Origin of the sequence: Streptomyces sp. NPDC005393 (assembly GCF_040606675.1) — a bacterium.
GTDB lineage: Bacteria > Actinomycetota > Actinomycetes > Streptomycetales > Streptomycetaceae > Streptomyces.
The window spans coordinates 28,025-42,561 of the sequence record NZ_JBEXFG010000053.1; the positions used below are offsets into that span (position 1 = coordinate 28,025).

The following is a 14,537-nucleotide window of genomic DNA, read 5'->3' on the forward strand; positions in this document are numbered from 1 at the left end:
GGGACGGGCTGCTGATACGGGCGTGGACCGCCGCGGGCGGGCACCCGCGCGGGTACGCCACAGTCACCACAGACGCCTCCGGGCGCGAAGCCCCGTAGGGACGGACGGCCCGAACAGCCGCTCAGCCGTGCGGCACCGGCGTCGCGTCAAGGGGCCCGTGGCCGTGCGGGGCGGGGCCCGCGGCGAGTTCCTTGGCGGCCTCGGTCAGGTCCTTGGCGGTGTCGATGGCCCGCCAGTACGCCCCGTGGGGAAGCGGAAAGCCCGCCAGCCGGCGCTCGCGCGCGAGGCGGGGGAACGTGGTGCGCTCGTGGTCGCCACGGTTCGGCAGCAGAGACGTGAAGGTGTCGGAGAAGACGTACACGCCCGCGTTGATGAGATACGGCGACGGCGGAGCCTCGATGAAGTCGAGGACATGCCCGAACTCGTCGGTCTCCACCGCGCCCCACGGAATGCGCGGGCGCGCGAGCGCGAGGGTCGCGACCGCGTCGCGCTCGCGGTGGAAGTCCGCCATGTCGCGGAGCGAGAAGCGGGTCCAGATGTCGCCGTTGGTGGCGTACCAGGGCCGGTCGGGGTGGGGGAGCGAGGCGGCGGCGAACTTCAGGCCGCCGCCGCGGCCCAGCGGTTCCTTCTCGACGACCGTCGTCACTCGCAGCGGCAGCTCCGCCGACTCCAGCCAGTCCTGGAGAACGGCGGCGAGGTGGCCGCAGGAGACCACGGCGTCGGTGACGCCCTCGGCGGCCAGCCAGGCCAGCTGATGGCCGATGATCGGGGTCCCGGTGCCCGGGATCTCGACCATCGGCTTGGGGCGGTCGTCGGTGTACGGACGCAGCCGCGAGCCCTGGCCGCCGGCCAGGACGACAGCTTGTGTGGGGCGCGCGTTCTGTGGGTGGTGGTGCCCGGCCCTGCGGTCGTCGTCATCGGTCATGAACCGCACCATATGCGGTGCCGGGACCGCCGCAGGACTGCCGCGGGACATCGCGGCCGGAGCGCGAGCCGGAGCCGGACTTGGACCCCGATCCCGACTCGGACCCGGACCCGGAGCGGGACCCGGACCCGGACCCCGACCCGGACCCGGAGCGGGACCCGGGACGCGGTCAGCGGTACGCCTGGGTGATACCGGACGCGAACGACGTGTCGCAGACGGGCCGGGCGTACGCCTGGGCCCGGCTCGCACCGCCGTACTTGGCCACCGCGGCGCGGCCGAGCGCACGGGCGATGGACGCGCAGTGCTTGGCGAGCGAGGGCCGTTCGTCCGTCGCCACCTGGAGGTGGGTGAGCGCGACGGCGGGGTCCTTCTCCTGGAGCTCGGCGAGCAGCCGGTCGCGCAGCAGCTCATGCGGGGCGCGGTGGCTGATATGGGTGGACGCCCGGTCGGAGGAGGCGGTCAGGACCTGCGACTCGGCGCTCGGAGAGGCCCATGGGACGCGGGTGACCGCGAGGGTCCCGGAGAGGACGAGGACGACAGGGAGGACGAAGGCGAGAGTTCTGCCGATGCGGCGGGCTGCGGTGTTCACGGGGGCGTTCCTCGCGGGTCGGTACGGATCGGTACAGGACTGCGTACGGGACTGCGGTACGCGGTGATCGTAGCGAGGAGCGACGATTTGGCGACATTCAGTCACCAGGCCGGGTGATGGAAAGTCATTCTCGGCGGTCGCCGTGTTGACGTACGGGGTCGAAATGACCGAAATGCCGGGGAATTTATCGACAACGCAACAACGCGAACAACGCCGCCCGTCCGCACGAAGCGGACGAACGGCGCCGTCGCGAACTCAGAGGCCCGCTCAGTCGCTGAGCCGCTCCCCGGTGGAGGTCGAGAAGACATGCGTCTCACCCGGCCGCGGCACCACGTGCAGCTGCGAGCCCTTCTCCGGCACCTGACGCCCGTTGACGCGTACGACCAGGTCCTTGACCTCGTCGCCGACCTCGGCGGTGCCGTAGACGTAGCCGTCGGCGCCGAGCTCCTCGACGACGTTGACGGTGACGGCGAGTCCGGCCGGGGCGTCGTCGGACGCCTTGGTCAGCGACTTGGCGGCGGCGCCGTTCTCCTCGACCACCTCGAAGTGCTCGGGCCGGACACCCACGGTGACCGTACGGTCGCCCCTGTCCGCCGCGGCGCTCAGTGCCTCACGCGAGACCGGGACCACGCTGTTGCCGAACTTCACACCGCCGTCGGTGATCGGCACCTCGACCAGGTTCATCGCCGGCGAGCCGATGAAGCCCGCGACGAAGAGGTTGTTCGGCCGGTCGTACATATTGCGCGGCGAGTCGATCTGCTGCAGCAGCCCGTCCTTCAGCACGGCCACCCGGTCGCCCATGGTCATGGCCTCGACCTGGTCGTGCGTGACGTACACCGTCGTAATCCCCAGCCGCCGCTGGAGGCTCGCGATCTGCGTACGGGTCTGCACCCGCAGCTTCGCGTCCAGGTTGGACAGCGGCTCGTCCATGAGGAACACCTGCGGCTCCCGCACGATCGCCCGCCCCATCGCCACCCGCTGCCGCTGACCACCGGACAGCGCCTTCGGCTTGCGCTCCAGGTACTCGGTGAGGTCCAGGATCTTCGCCGCGTCCTCGACCTTCTGCCGGATCTCCGTCTTGTTCACCCCGGCGATCTTGAGCGCGAAGCCCATGTTCTGGGCGACGGTCATGTGCGGGTACAGCGCGTAGTTCTGGAACACCATGGCGATGTCCCGGTCTTTCGGCGGCAGGTGCGTGACATCCCGATCCCCGATCCGGATCGTCCCGCCGTCGACGTCCTCCAGCCCCGCGAGCATCCGCAGCGACGTGGACTTCCCGCAGCCGGAGGGGCCGACGAGAACGAGGAATTCGCCATCCTCGATGGCGATGTCGAGCTGATCGACAGCGGGCTTCTCGGTGCCCGGGTACACCCGGGTCGCCTTGTCATACGTGACCGTGGCCATGGTGATCTGATCCCTTCACCGGCAGGAACGTGCCGGACGATCCGAGTAAAGGTGGGGTCTAGTCCACTCCGAGTGGATTGGCGTGACGCTATACCGGCAAGGGGCGCCGTGTCTCTAGCCGGCACCCGACAATTTCGAACGGATCACGCCCCCGACATGGGTACACTGCTGGGGACGCCGACTTAGCTCAGCTGGTAGAGCACCGCTCTTGTAAAGCGAAGGTCGTCGGTTCGAACCCGACAGTCGGCTCTGGCCCTGACCATGGGAAACGCCCTGGACGAAAGATCGTCCGGGGCGTTTGACATCCACGGCTGACATCGAGGGGGTAGTCCGGCGTTTGCGGCCGGACGGCGGTCCGGGAGACATATCGGTGACCGAGCAGCCCTCCGGACAGTGCGGCCCTGCCGCTCGGTATTCGCTGAGTGACATGCTGGGACTCGCGCCGGCGAAGGGGAGTTGGGCTCATGCGGTGGACCGTCCGTGGCGAACGGCAGATCTACAGCAACCCGTGGGTCAATTCGTCGAGGAGCAGGTACAGCAGGCCGACCAGGCTGCCGCTGCTGACGATCTCGCGGCGGTCGATCATCGCGGATCTCCGAGAGCGGGATCCACTCGATCCAGTCCGATTCGTTCGGCTGAGGGAAGATTATGCGACTATCTGAGTGGTTAGACGCTGGATGACGTTATGCGTCGATCCCCTTTGTGCACCGTTCACTACGGTGCCTGCCCTACCTGAGGGCGGAACAACGAAGGAGGACGCATGAAGAACGTCAAGAAGATCGCGGTGGTGGCCGTGGCCACCTGCGGAATCCTCTTCGCCGGCGCTGCCGGGGCCAGTGCTACGCCCGGTGACAACGGGGACGACATCCCTGTGATCAGCAACTTCAACCAGCTCGACTGGGAAGACTCGCCCTTCTGTGGCACCCAGATCAAGACCGAGAACTCCGAGCAAGAGTCGTCATGCCCGGTCGCGCACTTGGAGAACAGCCCTAACAGTACGGTCGTTATCATCAACGACTAGAGCATGTATGTGCTGATTCGGTAGATCGAGGCCGGTCGGTCGTGGCAGCCATCCCGGGGCCGACCGGGGATCGCCCATGTCCACCTCGGCAAGACCACGATCGGCGAACGCCTGCCCACCCGACGGGGGCGTGCTCATCCTGGCCCGGGACCGGGACCGCCTATGCGGGTAGACCTCGGGGGCGATTCGCATGGCGGTACGTCAATAACGGCTCACGCAGGGCCTGCTGAGATCAGGCCCTCCGTTCTCCGGCAGCCGAGGCCCCGGGTCCGTCGCCGTCGCCCGTGCCTCGACCTCGACGTCACCCCGCTGGAAGGGCACGGACCCGGTGGGCACGGCCGTCGCGGTCCATGCGACCGGTGCGCCCGGGACACAGGACACGGACGTGGAGTAGGAGTAGGTGGAACCGGCCGGCGCGGGCTCGGTCCAGGGGTAGATCTCGTTGCCGATGAAGCTGAGCAGTTCGTTGAAGACGGTGGACAGACCGGACTGGCGGTGGGACTGCACGATCAGCCCTACGGCGATGTCGTCGGCGTCGATGACCAGCGCGGTCTCGCCCGCGGCCAGCCGGGCGGCCGCCAGGTTCGCGGAGCTCTGTACGGCCGCCACCACGTTCGGGCGCGCTCCCGGCCAGGTACGGCTGTTCAGCAGCAGGAGCACCTTGATGACGTCGATATCAGGCGTCACTTCTTCCTGAGGCCGGTGCCGGTGAAGACCTTGGGGTTGTGGAGGTCGAGCAGCGGTTCCTTGACGCCGTCCTTGGAGGTGTCGGTCCAGGCGCGGTTTCCGGCCTTGACCAGCCGGTTGCGGATGGCGAGGACGTCGGCGCGGTTCTTCGGGTTGTGGGCGGCGGCCAGCCAGGCGGCGGCTCCGGCTACGTGAGGGGCGGCCTGGGAGGTGCCGCTGTAGTTGGAGTACCCGCCGTTCTTCCCGGTGGCCTGGATGCAGTCGCCGGGGGCGGCGATGTCGACGCCGCGGCCGAAGTTGCTGCCGCCGCCCTGGAGGTAGTTGGTCCACAGGGTGTCGTCGGTGTTCTTGTCCTTCTTGTTGCACCAGTCGTACGTGCCCCTGCCGCCGGGCTTGCCGTCCGCGTCGCTGAGGGCGGAGACGGTGATGGCGCCGGGGACGTTGGCGGGGGTCTGGTTCTTGACGTCGCGCTTGTCGTTGCCGGCCGAGACCACGACCACGACGCCCTTGGAGATGGCGCGGTCGATGGCGTCCTTGATGGCGTGCGAGGTGTCGTCGTAGCCGGCGCTTATGTTGGCGACTTCGATGGTGTTGGCGTGGGCGGTGACCCAGTCGAGGCCCGCGATCAGCTCGGAGCTGGTGCCCTTGCCCTCGTCGTTGAGGGTTTTGACCGCCCACAGCCGGGCGCCGGGGGCGACACCGGTGTAGCCGATCTTGTTGTCCAGTTCGCCGACGATGCCGGCGACGTTGCTGCCGTGGCCGTTCCCGTCCGCTCCGGCGTTGTCCACACACCTGAGGACGCCACTGCAGTTCACCCGGTGGATGACGTTGAGGTCCGGGTGGTTCCGGTCGATGCCGGTGTCCAGGATGGCGACGTCCACGTCGACCCGCTGGTCGACGCCGTCGCCGGCCTTCAGCTTGGCGTTGGCCGTGGCCTTGATCCGCCGGACGCCGGTGGGGAGCCGCTGTCCGTCGGCGTGTCCGGTGACGTCGCGCTCGACGTAGGCCACGGCGGGGTCGGCGCGGAGGGTGTCCACCGCTTCGGGGGTCAGTTCGGCCGAGAAGCCGTTCAGCGCCGAGTGGTACACGTGTCCGAGCTTGAGCCCGCCCAGGCCGTGTGCGACCTGGGTGGGGCGGGTCGCTTCGCCCTTGATCACCACGACGTAGTCGTCACGGGACGGGGCCTTCTCGCCCGGCATCGTGGCCCCGATGCCGGGCGTCACGCTGATGCCTGCCGCCGCAAGGGTCAAACCGGCAGTCACGGCCCTTCTTCTCACGGTTCCTCCTGGTGGGGGGAAGGTTGCTCAGAGGTTAAGCCTCTGTGGTGCTCAGTGATCAGCGGCTACGCCGCAGCCGGCGGCTCAGTCTGACCCGGCGCATCGCGGTCGACGGCTGCACGGGATGGCGGCCGGTGGCGGCGGAGATGGTGGTCCGGGTCGCCTCGGCGGCGGACCGCCGTACCAGCGGACCGCCGTACCAGCGGACCGCCGTACCAGCGGACCGCCGTACCAGCGGACCGCCGTACCAGCGGACCGCTGTACCAGCGGGTGATCTCGGTGACGGAGACCGGGCGGCGGACGGTGGGGGAGGTCACTGAGCGGCGGAGGGGTGAGCTCGCGCGGATCGTGGGCGCGATGCCGGTCGGCCGGTGGCACCATCTGATCGAGGCGCTGCGGACGTTCACCGGGGCGGGCTGCGAGCCGATCGTGGGAAGCGGCCGCGCCGTCTGGTGATCCGGGCCCGGCGGGCCGGGCGTGAAGTGCAGGGGAGGCGCGGCCGCTTCGCGGCCCACTTTGAGCACTCCAGACGAACGCAGTCACTCCATGTGATCAACGAGGGCCGTGCCCTCCTGCGTCGGTACCGTCAACACCCAGCCGTGAACAGCGCCCTCATCCCGCGATCCGAGAACGCACGCACCCTGCGCGGAATGGAGGGAGGGTGTCCGGTCTGGCGGGACACGTTGCCGACAATGCGGACCCGTTGCCGGGCGGGAGAGTGCGGGTTCCGGACAAGAGGGCGACTTTGCCGACCCTTGCCTTTTTAGGGGTGCGTTGACTGTCGTGTGCCGCTCGGACTAGCCTCGGCCCGGACTTGCGTGATGAAGCGCTTTCATTTTAAGGGTCAACCAATACTGGGTGGCGCACGCGGGGGACTCCGAACGGAAGAAACAGTTCGGCGGATCATGTCCGCCGAATGAACTCACACGGGGGTGAGTGGTGTGTCATCTGTCGTTCCCGAGTCGGCTTGTGGCGCCAGAGGGCGCGATATCGACCTGGGGCCGCCGGCCGGCATCGGCGAGGAATTCGATCAGGAACTCGCGGACGTGAGCGCCCTCCTGGCACCCACCGCGGTGCGCCGCCGCGACCGGCCGCACCGGGACGCACGGGTCGCCGTCATCGACGCGCAGGACACCACCGCGGCCATCGCGGCTCGACTGGTCGCCGATGCCACTACCCGCGTTGACGTGGTGCTCGCGGCCGGGCCCGGCTACTCCCGGGCCGTCCACCAGGCGCTCGCCGAGCGGCTGTCCGCAGCCGGCAGCGAGCGGCTCGCGGTGCGGCTGCTGTGCACCCCGGCCACGCTCGACTGGCGGTTCGTCAGGACGGACGCGGCCGAGGTCCGGGTCGAGACCCGGATCGCCCGGATCCCGGCGCTCGCCGCCGTCATCGCCGACCGTGAACACGCCCTGGTCTGCGCGGACTCGGCGGTCGGCCGCCGCCCCTCGTTGATCCGTTCCGGCGGGGTGATCCGGCCGCTGCTCGCGCTCTTCGACGGGGTTTGGCGGAGCGCCGCGGCGGCCGACCGCGTCGACTTCGGCGACAAGAACCGTACCGAGATCACCCAGCGGATTCTGGAGCGGCTGCGCGCCGGGGTCACCGACGATGTCGCCGCGCGTGAACTGTCCATGTCGGTGCGCACCTATCGGCGATATGTGGCCGAGATTATGGCCTCGTTAGGCGCCACCTCACGTTTCCAGGCCGGCGTACGCGCCGCTGAACTGGGGCTCTTGCTCACGCAATCCCCGCCGGCCGCCGCTGAGGAATAGCCGCTTTATCCGGTGGCCGATGGCAGCTTCATGAAGGCCCGTTGCCGGAAGCCGACGTCATGGCTAGAAATGACGAGGGGAATTCGGGCTCTCCGATCCGTACGGTGAATCACGGATTCCGCTCACGGGGAGGCACGCAGACGATGACCGTCGGCATCGACAGCAAGTGGTTCCGCAGGTACGGAACCGGGGGGACATCACGCAGGCGGCTGGTCTGCCTGCCCCACGCGGGAGGCTCCGCGAGCTTCTTCCACGGCTGGGGAACGGCGCTCACCGAAAGGGCGGACGCCGAAGGCGAGGGCATCCACACCGAGGGCGTCGAGGTGCTGGTCGCCCGCTACCCCGGCCGCCAGGAGCGGCTGGCGGAGCCGGCCATAGACCACCTCGACGCCCTCGCCGATGAGGTCACCGCCGCGCTGCTGCCCTTCGCGGACGTCCCGCTGACCCTCTTCGGCCACAGCATGGGCGCCTCGGTCGGCTACGAGGTGGCGCTGCGGCTGGAGAGCCGCCACCGCATCCGGCTGGAGGCGCTCTTCGTGTCGAGCCGCAAGCCGTCCCATGCCGTCACCCCCAAGGACACCTATCTGCACGGCGATCAGGCGCTGCTGGACGAGGTCCGGCGGCTGGGCGGCTCCGACACCGCGGTGCTGGACGACGTGGAGCTGCGGGAGCTCCTGCTGCCCGCGATCCGCGCCGACTTCAAGGCCGTGGGGACGTACGGACCCCGGCCGCCGGTCCCCGTGAGCTGCCCCGTCGTCGCCCACGTCGGGGACCGCGACCCCGGGATCACCGAGGCCGACATGCGGGCCTGGGCCGCGGTGGCCCCGGTCGGCTTCGGCCTCACGGTGCTGCCCGGCGACCACTTCTACCTGGTCCAGCAGCGGGACGCCGTCCTCCGCGCGCTGGCCGCACACCTCGGCTGAGGACTGACTGCCATGTCCATCGCGTCGGTAACCGTCACCACCCCGCCCCGGCTGGAAAGCGGGGTCGGCGTACTCGACAAGGCGTCGCTGCTGCTGAGCGTGTTGGAGGCGGGTCCGGCCACCCTGGCCACCCTCGTCTCCGTCACCGGCCTCAAGCGGCCCACCGTGCACCGGCTCGCGCTCGCCCTGGAGCGGCTGCGGCTGGTCGCCCGCGACGGCGAGGGACGCTTCGCGCTCGGCCCGCGCCTCGGGGACATGGCCGTCGAGGCCCGCCACGACCGGCTGTTGCGCTCCGCCGAGACCGTCCTCGGCGAGCTGCGCGACCGTACCGGCGCCAGCGCCCGGCTCTACCGGCGCCGGGGCCAACTGCGGGTCTGTGTGGCCGCCGCCGAGGCGCGCGGCAGCGGCGCCGACACCGTGCCCATCGGCAGCTCGTTCCCCATGAAGTCCGGCGCCGTCGCCCAGGTGCTGCTCGCCTGGGACGAGCCCGATCTGCTGTACGAGGGGCTGCGCGGCGCCCGGTTCAGCGCCTCGATGCTCTCCGGGGTCCGCCGCCGCGGCTGGGCCCAGAGCCTCGGCGGCTGGGAGCCCGCCATGGCCACCGTCTCCGCCCCGGTCCGCGGCCCCGGCGGCCGGGTGATCGCCGCGGTGTCGCTCTCCGGGCCGGTCAGCCGGCTGACCCGCCACCCCGGGCGGGAGTACGGATGTGACGCGATCGACGCGGCCATCCGACTCAGCGAGGTGTCAGGACACTGACGGGCACCGACGCGGCCGTGCTGTGCGGCCGTGCTGTGCGGTCGGGGGCCGGGGCCTGGCGTCGGGTCGGCTCATACCCGGGGAAAGCGGGACTGGAGGTCCCACACCACCGGGTTGTCGCCGAGGCCCTCGTGCAGATCGGTGAGGTCGGCGATCAGATCGTGCAGAAAGTCGCGCGCCTCGCGCCGCAGCGCCGCGTGGTTGAAGGTGAGGGGGGCTTCCTCGAGCGGTACCCAGTCGGCGGTGATGTCCACCCAGCCGAAGCGGCGCTCGAAGAGCATGCGGTCCGTCGACTCGGTGAAGTCCAGCTCCGCGTGGACCGCCGTCGCGGAGCGGCTGCCGCGCGGGTCGCGGTCGAGCCGTTCCACGATGTCGCACAGCGCCCAGGCGAAGTCGAGCACCGGCGCCCATCCCCAGGCTGTGGACAGCTCGCGGTCCGTCTTCGTATCGGCGATATAGACATCGCCGCAGAACAGATCGTGCCGCAGGGTGGGTACGTCCGCGCTCCGGTAGTCCATCTGCGGCGGATCCGGGAAGCGGCGGGAGAGGGAGTAGCCCAGGTCGATCACGTGGTCGATGGTGTCACGTGGCGGCCGGGGGGTGGGCGCCGGGCAGCACTGTGGGAGAGGGAGTAGCGCAGGTCGATCACGTGGTCGATGGTGTCGCGTGGCGGCCGGGGGGTGGGCGCCGGGCAGCACTGTGGGAGAGGGAGTAGCGCAGGTCGATCACGTGGTCGATGGTGTCGCGTGGCGGCCGGAGGGTGGGCGCCGGGCAGCACTGTGGGAGAGGGAGTAGCCCAGGTCGATCACGTGGTCGATGGTGTCACGTGGCGGCCGGGGGGTGGGCGCCGGGCAGCACTGTGGGAGAGGGAGTAGCGCAGGTCGATCACGTGGTCGATGGTGTCATGTGGCAGCCGGGGGGTGGGCGCCGGGCAGCACCGAGCCAGAGGGCCCCGGGCAGTGCGCCGGGCAGGGCGCCGGGCAGTACCCGGCGCCCTCCCTCCACGGACGGAGCCGAACCGTCCCGCTCAGTGCCCGCGAGCGATCCATTCGTCCAGGTGCGGGGCCTCGTCCCCGATGGTTGTCGTGTCGCCGTGCCCGGTGCGTACGACGGTCTGCGGCGGCAGCGCCAGCAGCCGTTCCCGGATGGACTCGATGATCGTCGGGAAGGACGAGTACGAGCGCCCGGTCGCGCCGGGGCCGCCCCGGAAGAGCGTGTCCCCGGAGAAGACCGTGGTCAGCGCCGGGGCGTGCAGGCAGACCGCGCCGGGGGAGTGGCCGGGGGTGTGCATCACGCGCAGCTGGGTGCCGGCGACGGTGAGCACGTCCCCGTCCGCGAGCGGCTTGTCCGGGGCGCGGTCCGGGTGGCACATCCGCCACAGCACCTCGTCGTCCGGGTGCAGCAGGATCGGCGCGCCGGTGCGGTCGGCGACGGCCGGGGCCGCGTCGATGTGGTCGTCGTGGCCGTGGGTGCAGATGATGCCGAGCAGCCGCCGGCCGCCGATGGCCTCGACGATCGCGTCCGCGTCGTGGGCGGCGTCGATGACGTACACCTCGCTGTCGTCGCCGACGAGCCAGACGTTGTTGTCCACCTCCCAGGTGCCGCCGTCGAGGGAGAAGGTGCCGGAGGTGACGAGGTGGTCGATGCGTACGGGCGGGGGTGTCATCACAGCGTCACCACCGAACGGAGTACCTCACCGCGCTGCATCTTGGCGAATGCCTCCTCGATGTCATCGAGCCCGATCGTCTCGCTGACGAACGCGTCGAGGTCCAGCCGCCCCTGCCGGTACAGATCGATCAGCATCGGGAAGTCGCGGGACGGCAGACAGTCGCCGTACCAGGACGACTTCAGGGCACCGCCGCGCCCGAAGACGTCGATCAGCGGCAGCTCCAGCTTCATCTCGGGGGTGGGGACGCCGACCAGAACGACGGTTCCGGCCAGGTCACGGGCGTAGAACGCCTGCTTGTACGTCTCGGGGCGGCCGACCGCCTCGATGACGACATCGGCGCCGTTGCCGTCGGTCAGCTCCCGGATGGCCTCGACGACATCGGTGCTCTTGCCGTTGACGGTGTGGGTGGCGCCCAGTGAGCGGGCCCACTCCAGCTTCCGGTCGTCCAGGTCCACCGCGATGATCTTCGTGGCCCCGGCCAGCCGGGCCCCGGTGACCGCGGCGCAGCCGACGCCGCCGCAGCCGATGACGGCGACCGAGTCGCCGCGCTCGACCGCGCCCGTGTTGATGGCGGCGCCGATGCCGGCCATCACCCCGCAGCCGAGGAGCCCGGCCGCGGCCGGGGAGGCTCCCGGGTCGACCTTCGTGCACTGCCCCGCCGCCACCAGCGTCTTCTCGGCGAACGCCCCGATGCCGAGCGCGGGCGTCAGCGCGGTGCCGTCGGTGAGGGTCATGGGCTGGGCCGCGTTGTGGGTGTTGAAGCAGTACCAGGGGCGGCCGCGGCGGCAGGCCCGGCACTGACCGCACACCGCCCGCCAGTTGAGGATCACGAAGTCGCCCGGGGCCACCTCGGTGACATTGTCGCCGACGGACTCCACGATGCCCGCCGCCTCATGGCCGAGCAGGAAGGGGAAGTCGTCATTGATACCGCCCTCCCGGTAGTGCAGATCGGTGTGGCAGACGCCGCACGCCTGGATGCGCACCACCGCCTCGCCGGGGCCGGGGTCCGGCACCACGATCGTCTCGATCCTGACCTGCTCGCCCTTGCCGGGGGCCACCACGCCGCGTACCTGTTGAGTCATGACAGCAGCGTAAGTGCGGATCAGCGGCCACGACAGGTACGACGGGGGATAACCGGAACGGGCCGCACCGGTTGAAGTGCTGGGTGGTGGGGGCGGGTGCGGCCGGCGGTTGTGCCGGAGGTGTCCGGAACGGGCCGCACTGGGGTCCCCCGGTGCGGCCCGTCACCGCGAGTGATGGGCTTACTTCACGTTGATCGCGGTCCAGGCGGCCGCCACCGCCTTGTACTCGGCGCTGGTCGACCCGTAGAGGTCGGCCGCCGCGCTGAGCGTGCCGGTGCGGGCCTGCGCGTACTTGGTGGTGGAGGTGAAGTACGTGGTCAGGGCCTTGTACCAGATCTTGACGGCCTTGTCCCGGCCGATGCCGGTGACGGTGGAGCCGTCATAGGTCGGGCTGTTGTAGCTCACGCCGTTGATGACCTTCGCGCCGCTGCCCTCGGACAGCAGGTAGAAGAAGTGGTTGGCGGGCCCGGAGGAGTAGTGGACGTCGATGGAGCCGAGCGAGGAGGACCAGTAGTCCTTGGAGGCACCGTCCTTGCTGGGCTTGTCCTGGTAGCGCAGCGGGGTGCCGTCGCCATTGATGTTGATCTTCTCGCCGATGAGGTAGTCACCGGGGTCCGCGGAGTTGCCCGAGTAGAACTCCACGGCGGTCGCGAAGATGTCGGAGGTGGCCTCGTTGAGGCCGCCGGACTCACCGCTGTAGTTCAGCTTGGCGGTGGCCGCGGTCACACCGTGGCTCATCTCGTGCCCGGCCACGTCGAGCGAGGTCAGCGGGTTGGCGTTGCCCGAGCCGTCACCGTAGGTCATGCAGAAGCAGGAGTCCTGCCAGAAGGCGTTGACGTAGCTGTTGCCGTAGTGGACGCGGGAGTACGAGCCCACGCCGTTGTTCTTGATGCCGTTGCGGCCCAGCACGTTCTTGTAGAAGTCCCAGGTCTCGGCGGCGCCGTAGTGCGCGTCGACGCCGGCGGTCTGGCGGCCGCCGCCCCATACGTCGTCGGCGTCGGTGAACAGCGTGCCGGTGCCCGAGCTGCCCTGGTTCAGGTCGTACGTCTTGTGGTTGCCGCGGGTGGAGTCGGTGAGGCTGTAGGTCGAGCCGCTCTTGGTAGTGCCGAGGGGCACCGTGCCGCTGTACTGACTGGTGCCGGTGCCGGTCTCGACGCCTTCCCACTGGCTGAGCTTCTTACCGGTGGTGGCGTCGGTGACGACGTGCAGCTCGCTCGGCGTGCCGTCCGCCTGCGTCCCGGTGACGACGGTCTCCCATGCCAGCACTGGCTTGCCGGTGGATACCCAGACCACCTTCCGCGGCGACTTGGCCTTCTGGCCACTGTCGGCCTTCAGCGCGGCCTTCAGCGCGCTCGTGGACGCGGCGGAGGCGGCCACCTTGGCGGTGGTGCTCGCCACGGCTATTCGGACGCCGGTGGACTTGGTGACGGAGCGCTTGCCGCTCGCCTTCTCGTGGACGACCAGGTCGCCGCCGAGGACGGGCAGCCCCGCGTAGGTGCGCTCATAGCGGGTGTGAACGGTCCCGTTCGCGTCCTTGATGACGTCGCGGACGAGAAGCTTCTCCTTGGCCCCGAGCCCGAGGGACTCTGCCTGCGCGGAGGCGTCCGTCTGTGCTGCCTTGATCGCGGTGGTGCGCTGCGCGGCGCTCAGCGGAAGCGCCATGGCGCCCGCCTCACGGGCGCGCTCCGGCTGGGCGCTGGCCTGGCCGGTCTGCACACCGACGACGACCATGGCGGCGGAGGCGATGAACGCCGCCGCGCGGACGGTCTTCTTGCGGGGGGAGGAAGCGATAGGTCTCACTCGATCTCCTTGCCTGGGGACCGCTGGGTTGCGGCCCTGTGTAGGGGTGCCGCGGACAGCCGTGGGTGGGCCGTCCGGTAGAGCAGGAGTGGTGCGTGAGGTGCCATGAGGTCGTTCCGTACGCGTACGGAACCAAGGCCCTTACTGCGGAGTCAGATGAGACGCGCAGCGGGCCGACCAGAGATTGTCATCGAACGACCCATTCGGACAGGTGAGTAACAAGAATTTGACATTCCGTTGTTCAAGTCAGGGCGGATTCGGTCACCTGTGGATGGTGAACGGCGCCCGGACGATGCCGACTTATCGCCTTATCCCATCCCGGTCATCGGGCGGCGGCGCGGGACACTCCGGGACGACCGCCCAGCTGGCGACCAGGGCGGATGACGAACCGGTGTGCCGCGCCACAGCCGACGAGAAGCGGGTGCGGTGGGCCGGTGGGCGCGGCGGGGCGGTGGTGCGGCTGGCCGGTGGGCGCGGTGGGGCGGTGGTGCGGCTGGTCGGTGGGCGCGGTTGGTCGGTGGTGCGGCTGGTCGGTGGGCGCGGTGGGCGCGGTGGGGCGGTGGTGCGGCTGGTCGGTGGGCGCGGTGGGGCGGTGGTGCGGCTGGTCGGTGGGCGCGGTGGGGCGGTGGTGCGGC

General features: G+C 70.0%; 14 protein-coding genes, 1 tRNA gene and 2 pseudogenes. 6 read left to right on the top strand and 11 right to left on the bottom strand.

All coding sequences use genetic code 11. The features are described from left to right. Positions 1-121: 121 nt before the first annotated feature. The 3 genes from ABZS71_RS30430 to ugpC all read right to left on the bottom strand — a co-directional run bounded on the left by ABZS71_RS30430 (position 122) and on the right by ugpC (position 2,918). A complete protein-coding gene (locus ABZS71_RS30430) occupies positions 122-925 on the bottom strand; it encodes a nucleotidyltransferase family protein (RefSeq protein ID WP_355841962.1) in 804 nt (267 codons plus the stop codon). Between the two features lie 169 nt (positions 926-1,094). Further along, the gene (locus ABZS71_RS30435) at positions 1,095-1,514 is read right to left on the bottom strand and encodes a hypothetical protein (protein WP_355841965.1); all 420 of its coding nucleotides are present in this window, start codon (positions 1,512-1,514) and stop codon (positions 1,095-1,097) included. 267 nt (positions 1,515-1,781) lie between these two features. Beyond that, entirely contained in the window at positions 1,782-2,918 is a 1,137-nt protein-coding gene (gene ugpC, locus ABZS71_RS30440; protein ID WP_356215194.1) for a sn-glycerol-3-phosphate ABC transporter ATP-binding protein UgpC, read from the bottom strand. A gap of 176 nt (positions 2,919-3,094) precedes the next feature. Between ugpC and ABZS71_RS30445 the strand changes: the two genes are divergently transcribed. After that, positions 3,095-3,167: transfer RNA gene (locus tag ABZS71_RS30445), tRNA-Thr, on the top strand. A gap of 247 nt (positions 3,168-3,414) precedes the next feature. Here the strand turns inward: ABZS71_RS30445 and ABZS71_RS30450 are convergent. Further along, a pseudogene (locus ABZS71_RS30450) lies at positions 3,415-3,556 on the bottom strand (NUDIX hydrolase); the annotation flags it as partial. 122 nt (positions 3,557-3,678) lie between these two features. Between ABZS71_RS30450 and ABZS71_RS30455 the strand changes: the two are divergent. Beyond that, positions 3,679-3,939: a hypothetical protein gene (locus tag ABZS71_RS30455; protein WP_356215196.1), complete on the top strand. Its 261-nt coding sequence runs from the start codon at positions 3,679-3,681 to the stop codon at positions 3,937-3,939. Between the two features lie 201 nt (positions 3,940-4,140). Here ABZS71_RS30455 and ABZS71_RS30460 read toward each other — a convergent pair whose 3' ends face one another. Then, a complete protein-coding gene (locus ABZS71_RS30460) occupies positions 4,141-4,626 on the bottom strand; it encodes a hypothetical protein (protein WP_356215198.1) in 486 nt (161 codons plus the stop codon). After that, the gene (locus ABZS71_RS30465; protein WP_356215200.1) at positions 4,623-5,888 is read right to left on the bottom strand and encodes a S8 family serine peptidase; all 1,266 of its coding nucleotides are present in this window, start codon (positions 5,886-5,888) and stop codon (positions 4,623-4,625) included. Before ABZS71_RS30465 ends, ABZS71_RS30460 begins: the two co-directional genes overlap by 4 nt. A 294-nt stretch (positions 5,889-6,182) precedes the next feature. On the opposite strand from ABZS71_RS30465, the gene ABZS71_RS30470 reads away from it, so the two are divergent. The 4 genes from ABZS71_RS30470 (at position 6,183) to ABZS71_RS30485 (ending at position 9,351) form a co-directional block, all read left to right on the top strand. Next, on the top strand, positions 6,183-6,359 hold the full coding sequence (locus ABZS71_RS30470; protein ID WP_356215202.1) for a hypothetical protein: 177 nt from the start codon (positions 6,183-6,185) through the stop codon (positions 6,357-6,359). 485 nt (positions 6,360-6,844) lie between these two features. Beyond that, the gene (locus ABZS71_RS30475) at positions 6,845-7,672 is read left to right on the top strand and encodes a LuxR family transcriptional regulator (RefSeq protein ID WP_356215204.1); all 828 of its coding nucleotides are present in this window, start codon (positions 6,845-6,847) and stop codon (positions 7,670-7,672) included. A 143-nt stretch (positions 7,673-7,815) separates the two neighbouring features. Then, positions 7,816-8,595, top strand: coding sequence for an alpha/beta fold hydrolase (locus tag ABZS71_RS30480; RefSeq protein ID WP_356215206.1), 780 nt, complete (start codon positions 7,816-7,818; stop codon positions 8,593-8,595). Positions 8,596-8,607: 12 nt separating this feature from the next. Beyond that, complete coding sequence (locus tag ABZS71_RS30485) at positions 8,608-9,351, top strand: IclR family transcriptional regulator C-terminal domain-containing protein (protein WP_355842027.1); 744 nt, start codon at positions 8,608-8,610, stop codon at positions 9,349-9,351. Positions 9,352-9,422: 71 nt separating this feature from the next. Here the strand turns inward: ABZS71_RS30485 and ABZS71_RS30490 are convergent, their stop codons facing one another. The 5 genes and pseudogenes from ABZS71_RS30490 to ABZS71_RS30510 form a co-directional block, all read right to left on the bottom strand. Continuing rightward, positions 9,423-9,920 (bottom strand): hypothetical protein, encoded by a 498-nt coding sequence (locus tag ABZS71_RS30490; protein WP_356215208.1) that lies wholly within the window; start codon positions 9,918-9,920, stop codon positions 9,423-9,425. A 458-nt stretch (positions 9,921-10,378) separates the two neighbouring features. Further along, positions 10,379-11,017, bottom strand: a complete 639-nt coding sequence (locus ABZS71_RS30495; RefSeq protein WP_356215210.1) for an MBL fold metallo-hydrolase — start codon at positions 11,015-11,017, stop codon at positions 10,379-10,381. Further along, positions 11,017-12,102 carry an S-(hydroxymethyl)mycothiol dehydrogenase gene (locus ABZS71_RS30500; RefSeq protein WP_355842036.1) on the bottom strand — a complete coding sequence of 362 codons (1,086 nt, stop codon included), beginning with the start codon at positions 12,100-12,102 and terminating at the stop codon, positions 11,017-11,019. The genes ABZS71_RS30495 and ABZS71_RS30500 overlap by 1 nt, the downstream gene beginning before the upstream one ends. A 180-nt stretch (positions 12,103-12,282) precedes the next feature. Beyond that, entirely contained in the window at positions 12,283-13,902 is a 1,620-nt protein-coding gene (locus ABZS71_RS30505; RefSeq protein WP_356215212.1) for a M4 family metallopeptidase, read from the bottom strand. Positions 13,903-14,224: 322 nt separating this feature from the next. Then, positions 14,225-14,537, bottom strand: a pseudogene (locus tag ABZS71_RS30510) (hypothetical protein); the annotation flags it as partial.

Bases quoted from the DNA above. Each gene is read 5' to 3' on its own strand.
- ABZS71_RS30495 (WP_356215210.1), bottom strand. From the start codon at position 11,017: ATGACACCCCCGCCCGTACGCATCGACCACCTCGTCACCTCCGGCACC.
- ABZS71_RS30430 (WP_355841962.1), bottom strand. From the start codon at position 925: ATGACCGATGACGACGACCGCAGGGCCGGGCACCACCACCCACAGAAC.
- ABZS71_RS30485 (WP_355842027.1), top strand. From the start codon at position 8,608: ATGTCCATCGCGTCGGTAACCGTCACCACCCCGCCCCGGCTGGAAAGC.
- ABZS71_RS30500 (WP_355842036.1), bottom strand. From the start codon at position 12,102: ATGACTCAACAGGTACGCGGCGTGGTGGCCCCCGGCAAGGGCGAGCAG.
- ABZS71_RS30455 (WP_356215196.1), top strand. From the start codon at position 3,679: ATGAAGAACGTCAAGAAGATCGCGGTGGTGGCCGTGGCCACCTGCGGA.
- ABZS71_RS30480 (WP_356215206.1), top strand. From the start codon at position 7,816: ATGACCGTCGGCATCGACAGCAAGTGGTTCCGCAGGTACGGAACCGGG.
- ugpC (WP_356215194.1), bottom strand. From the start codon at position 2,918: ATGGCCACGGTCACGTATGACAAGGCGACCCGGGTGTACCCGGGCACC.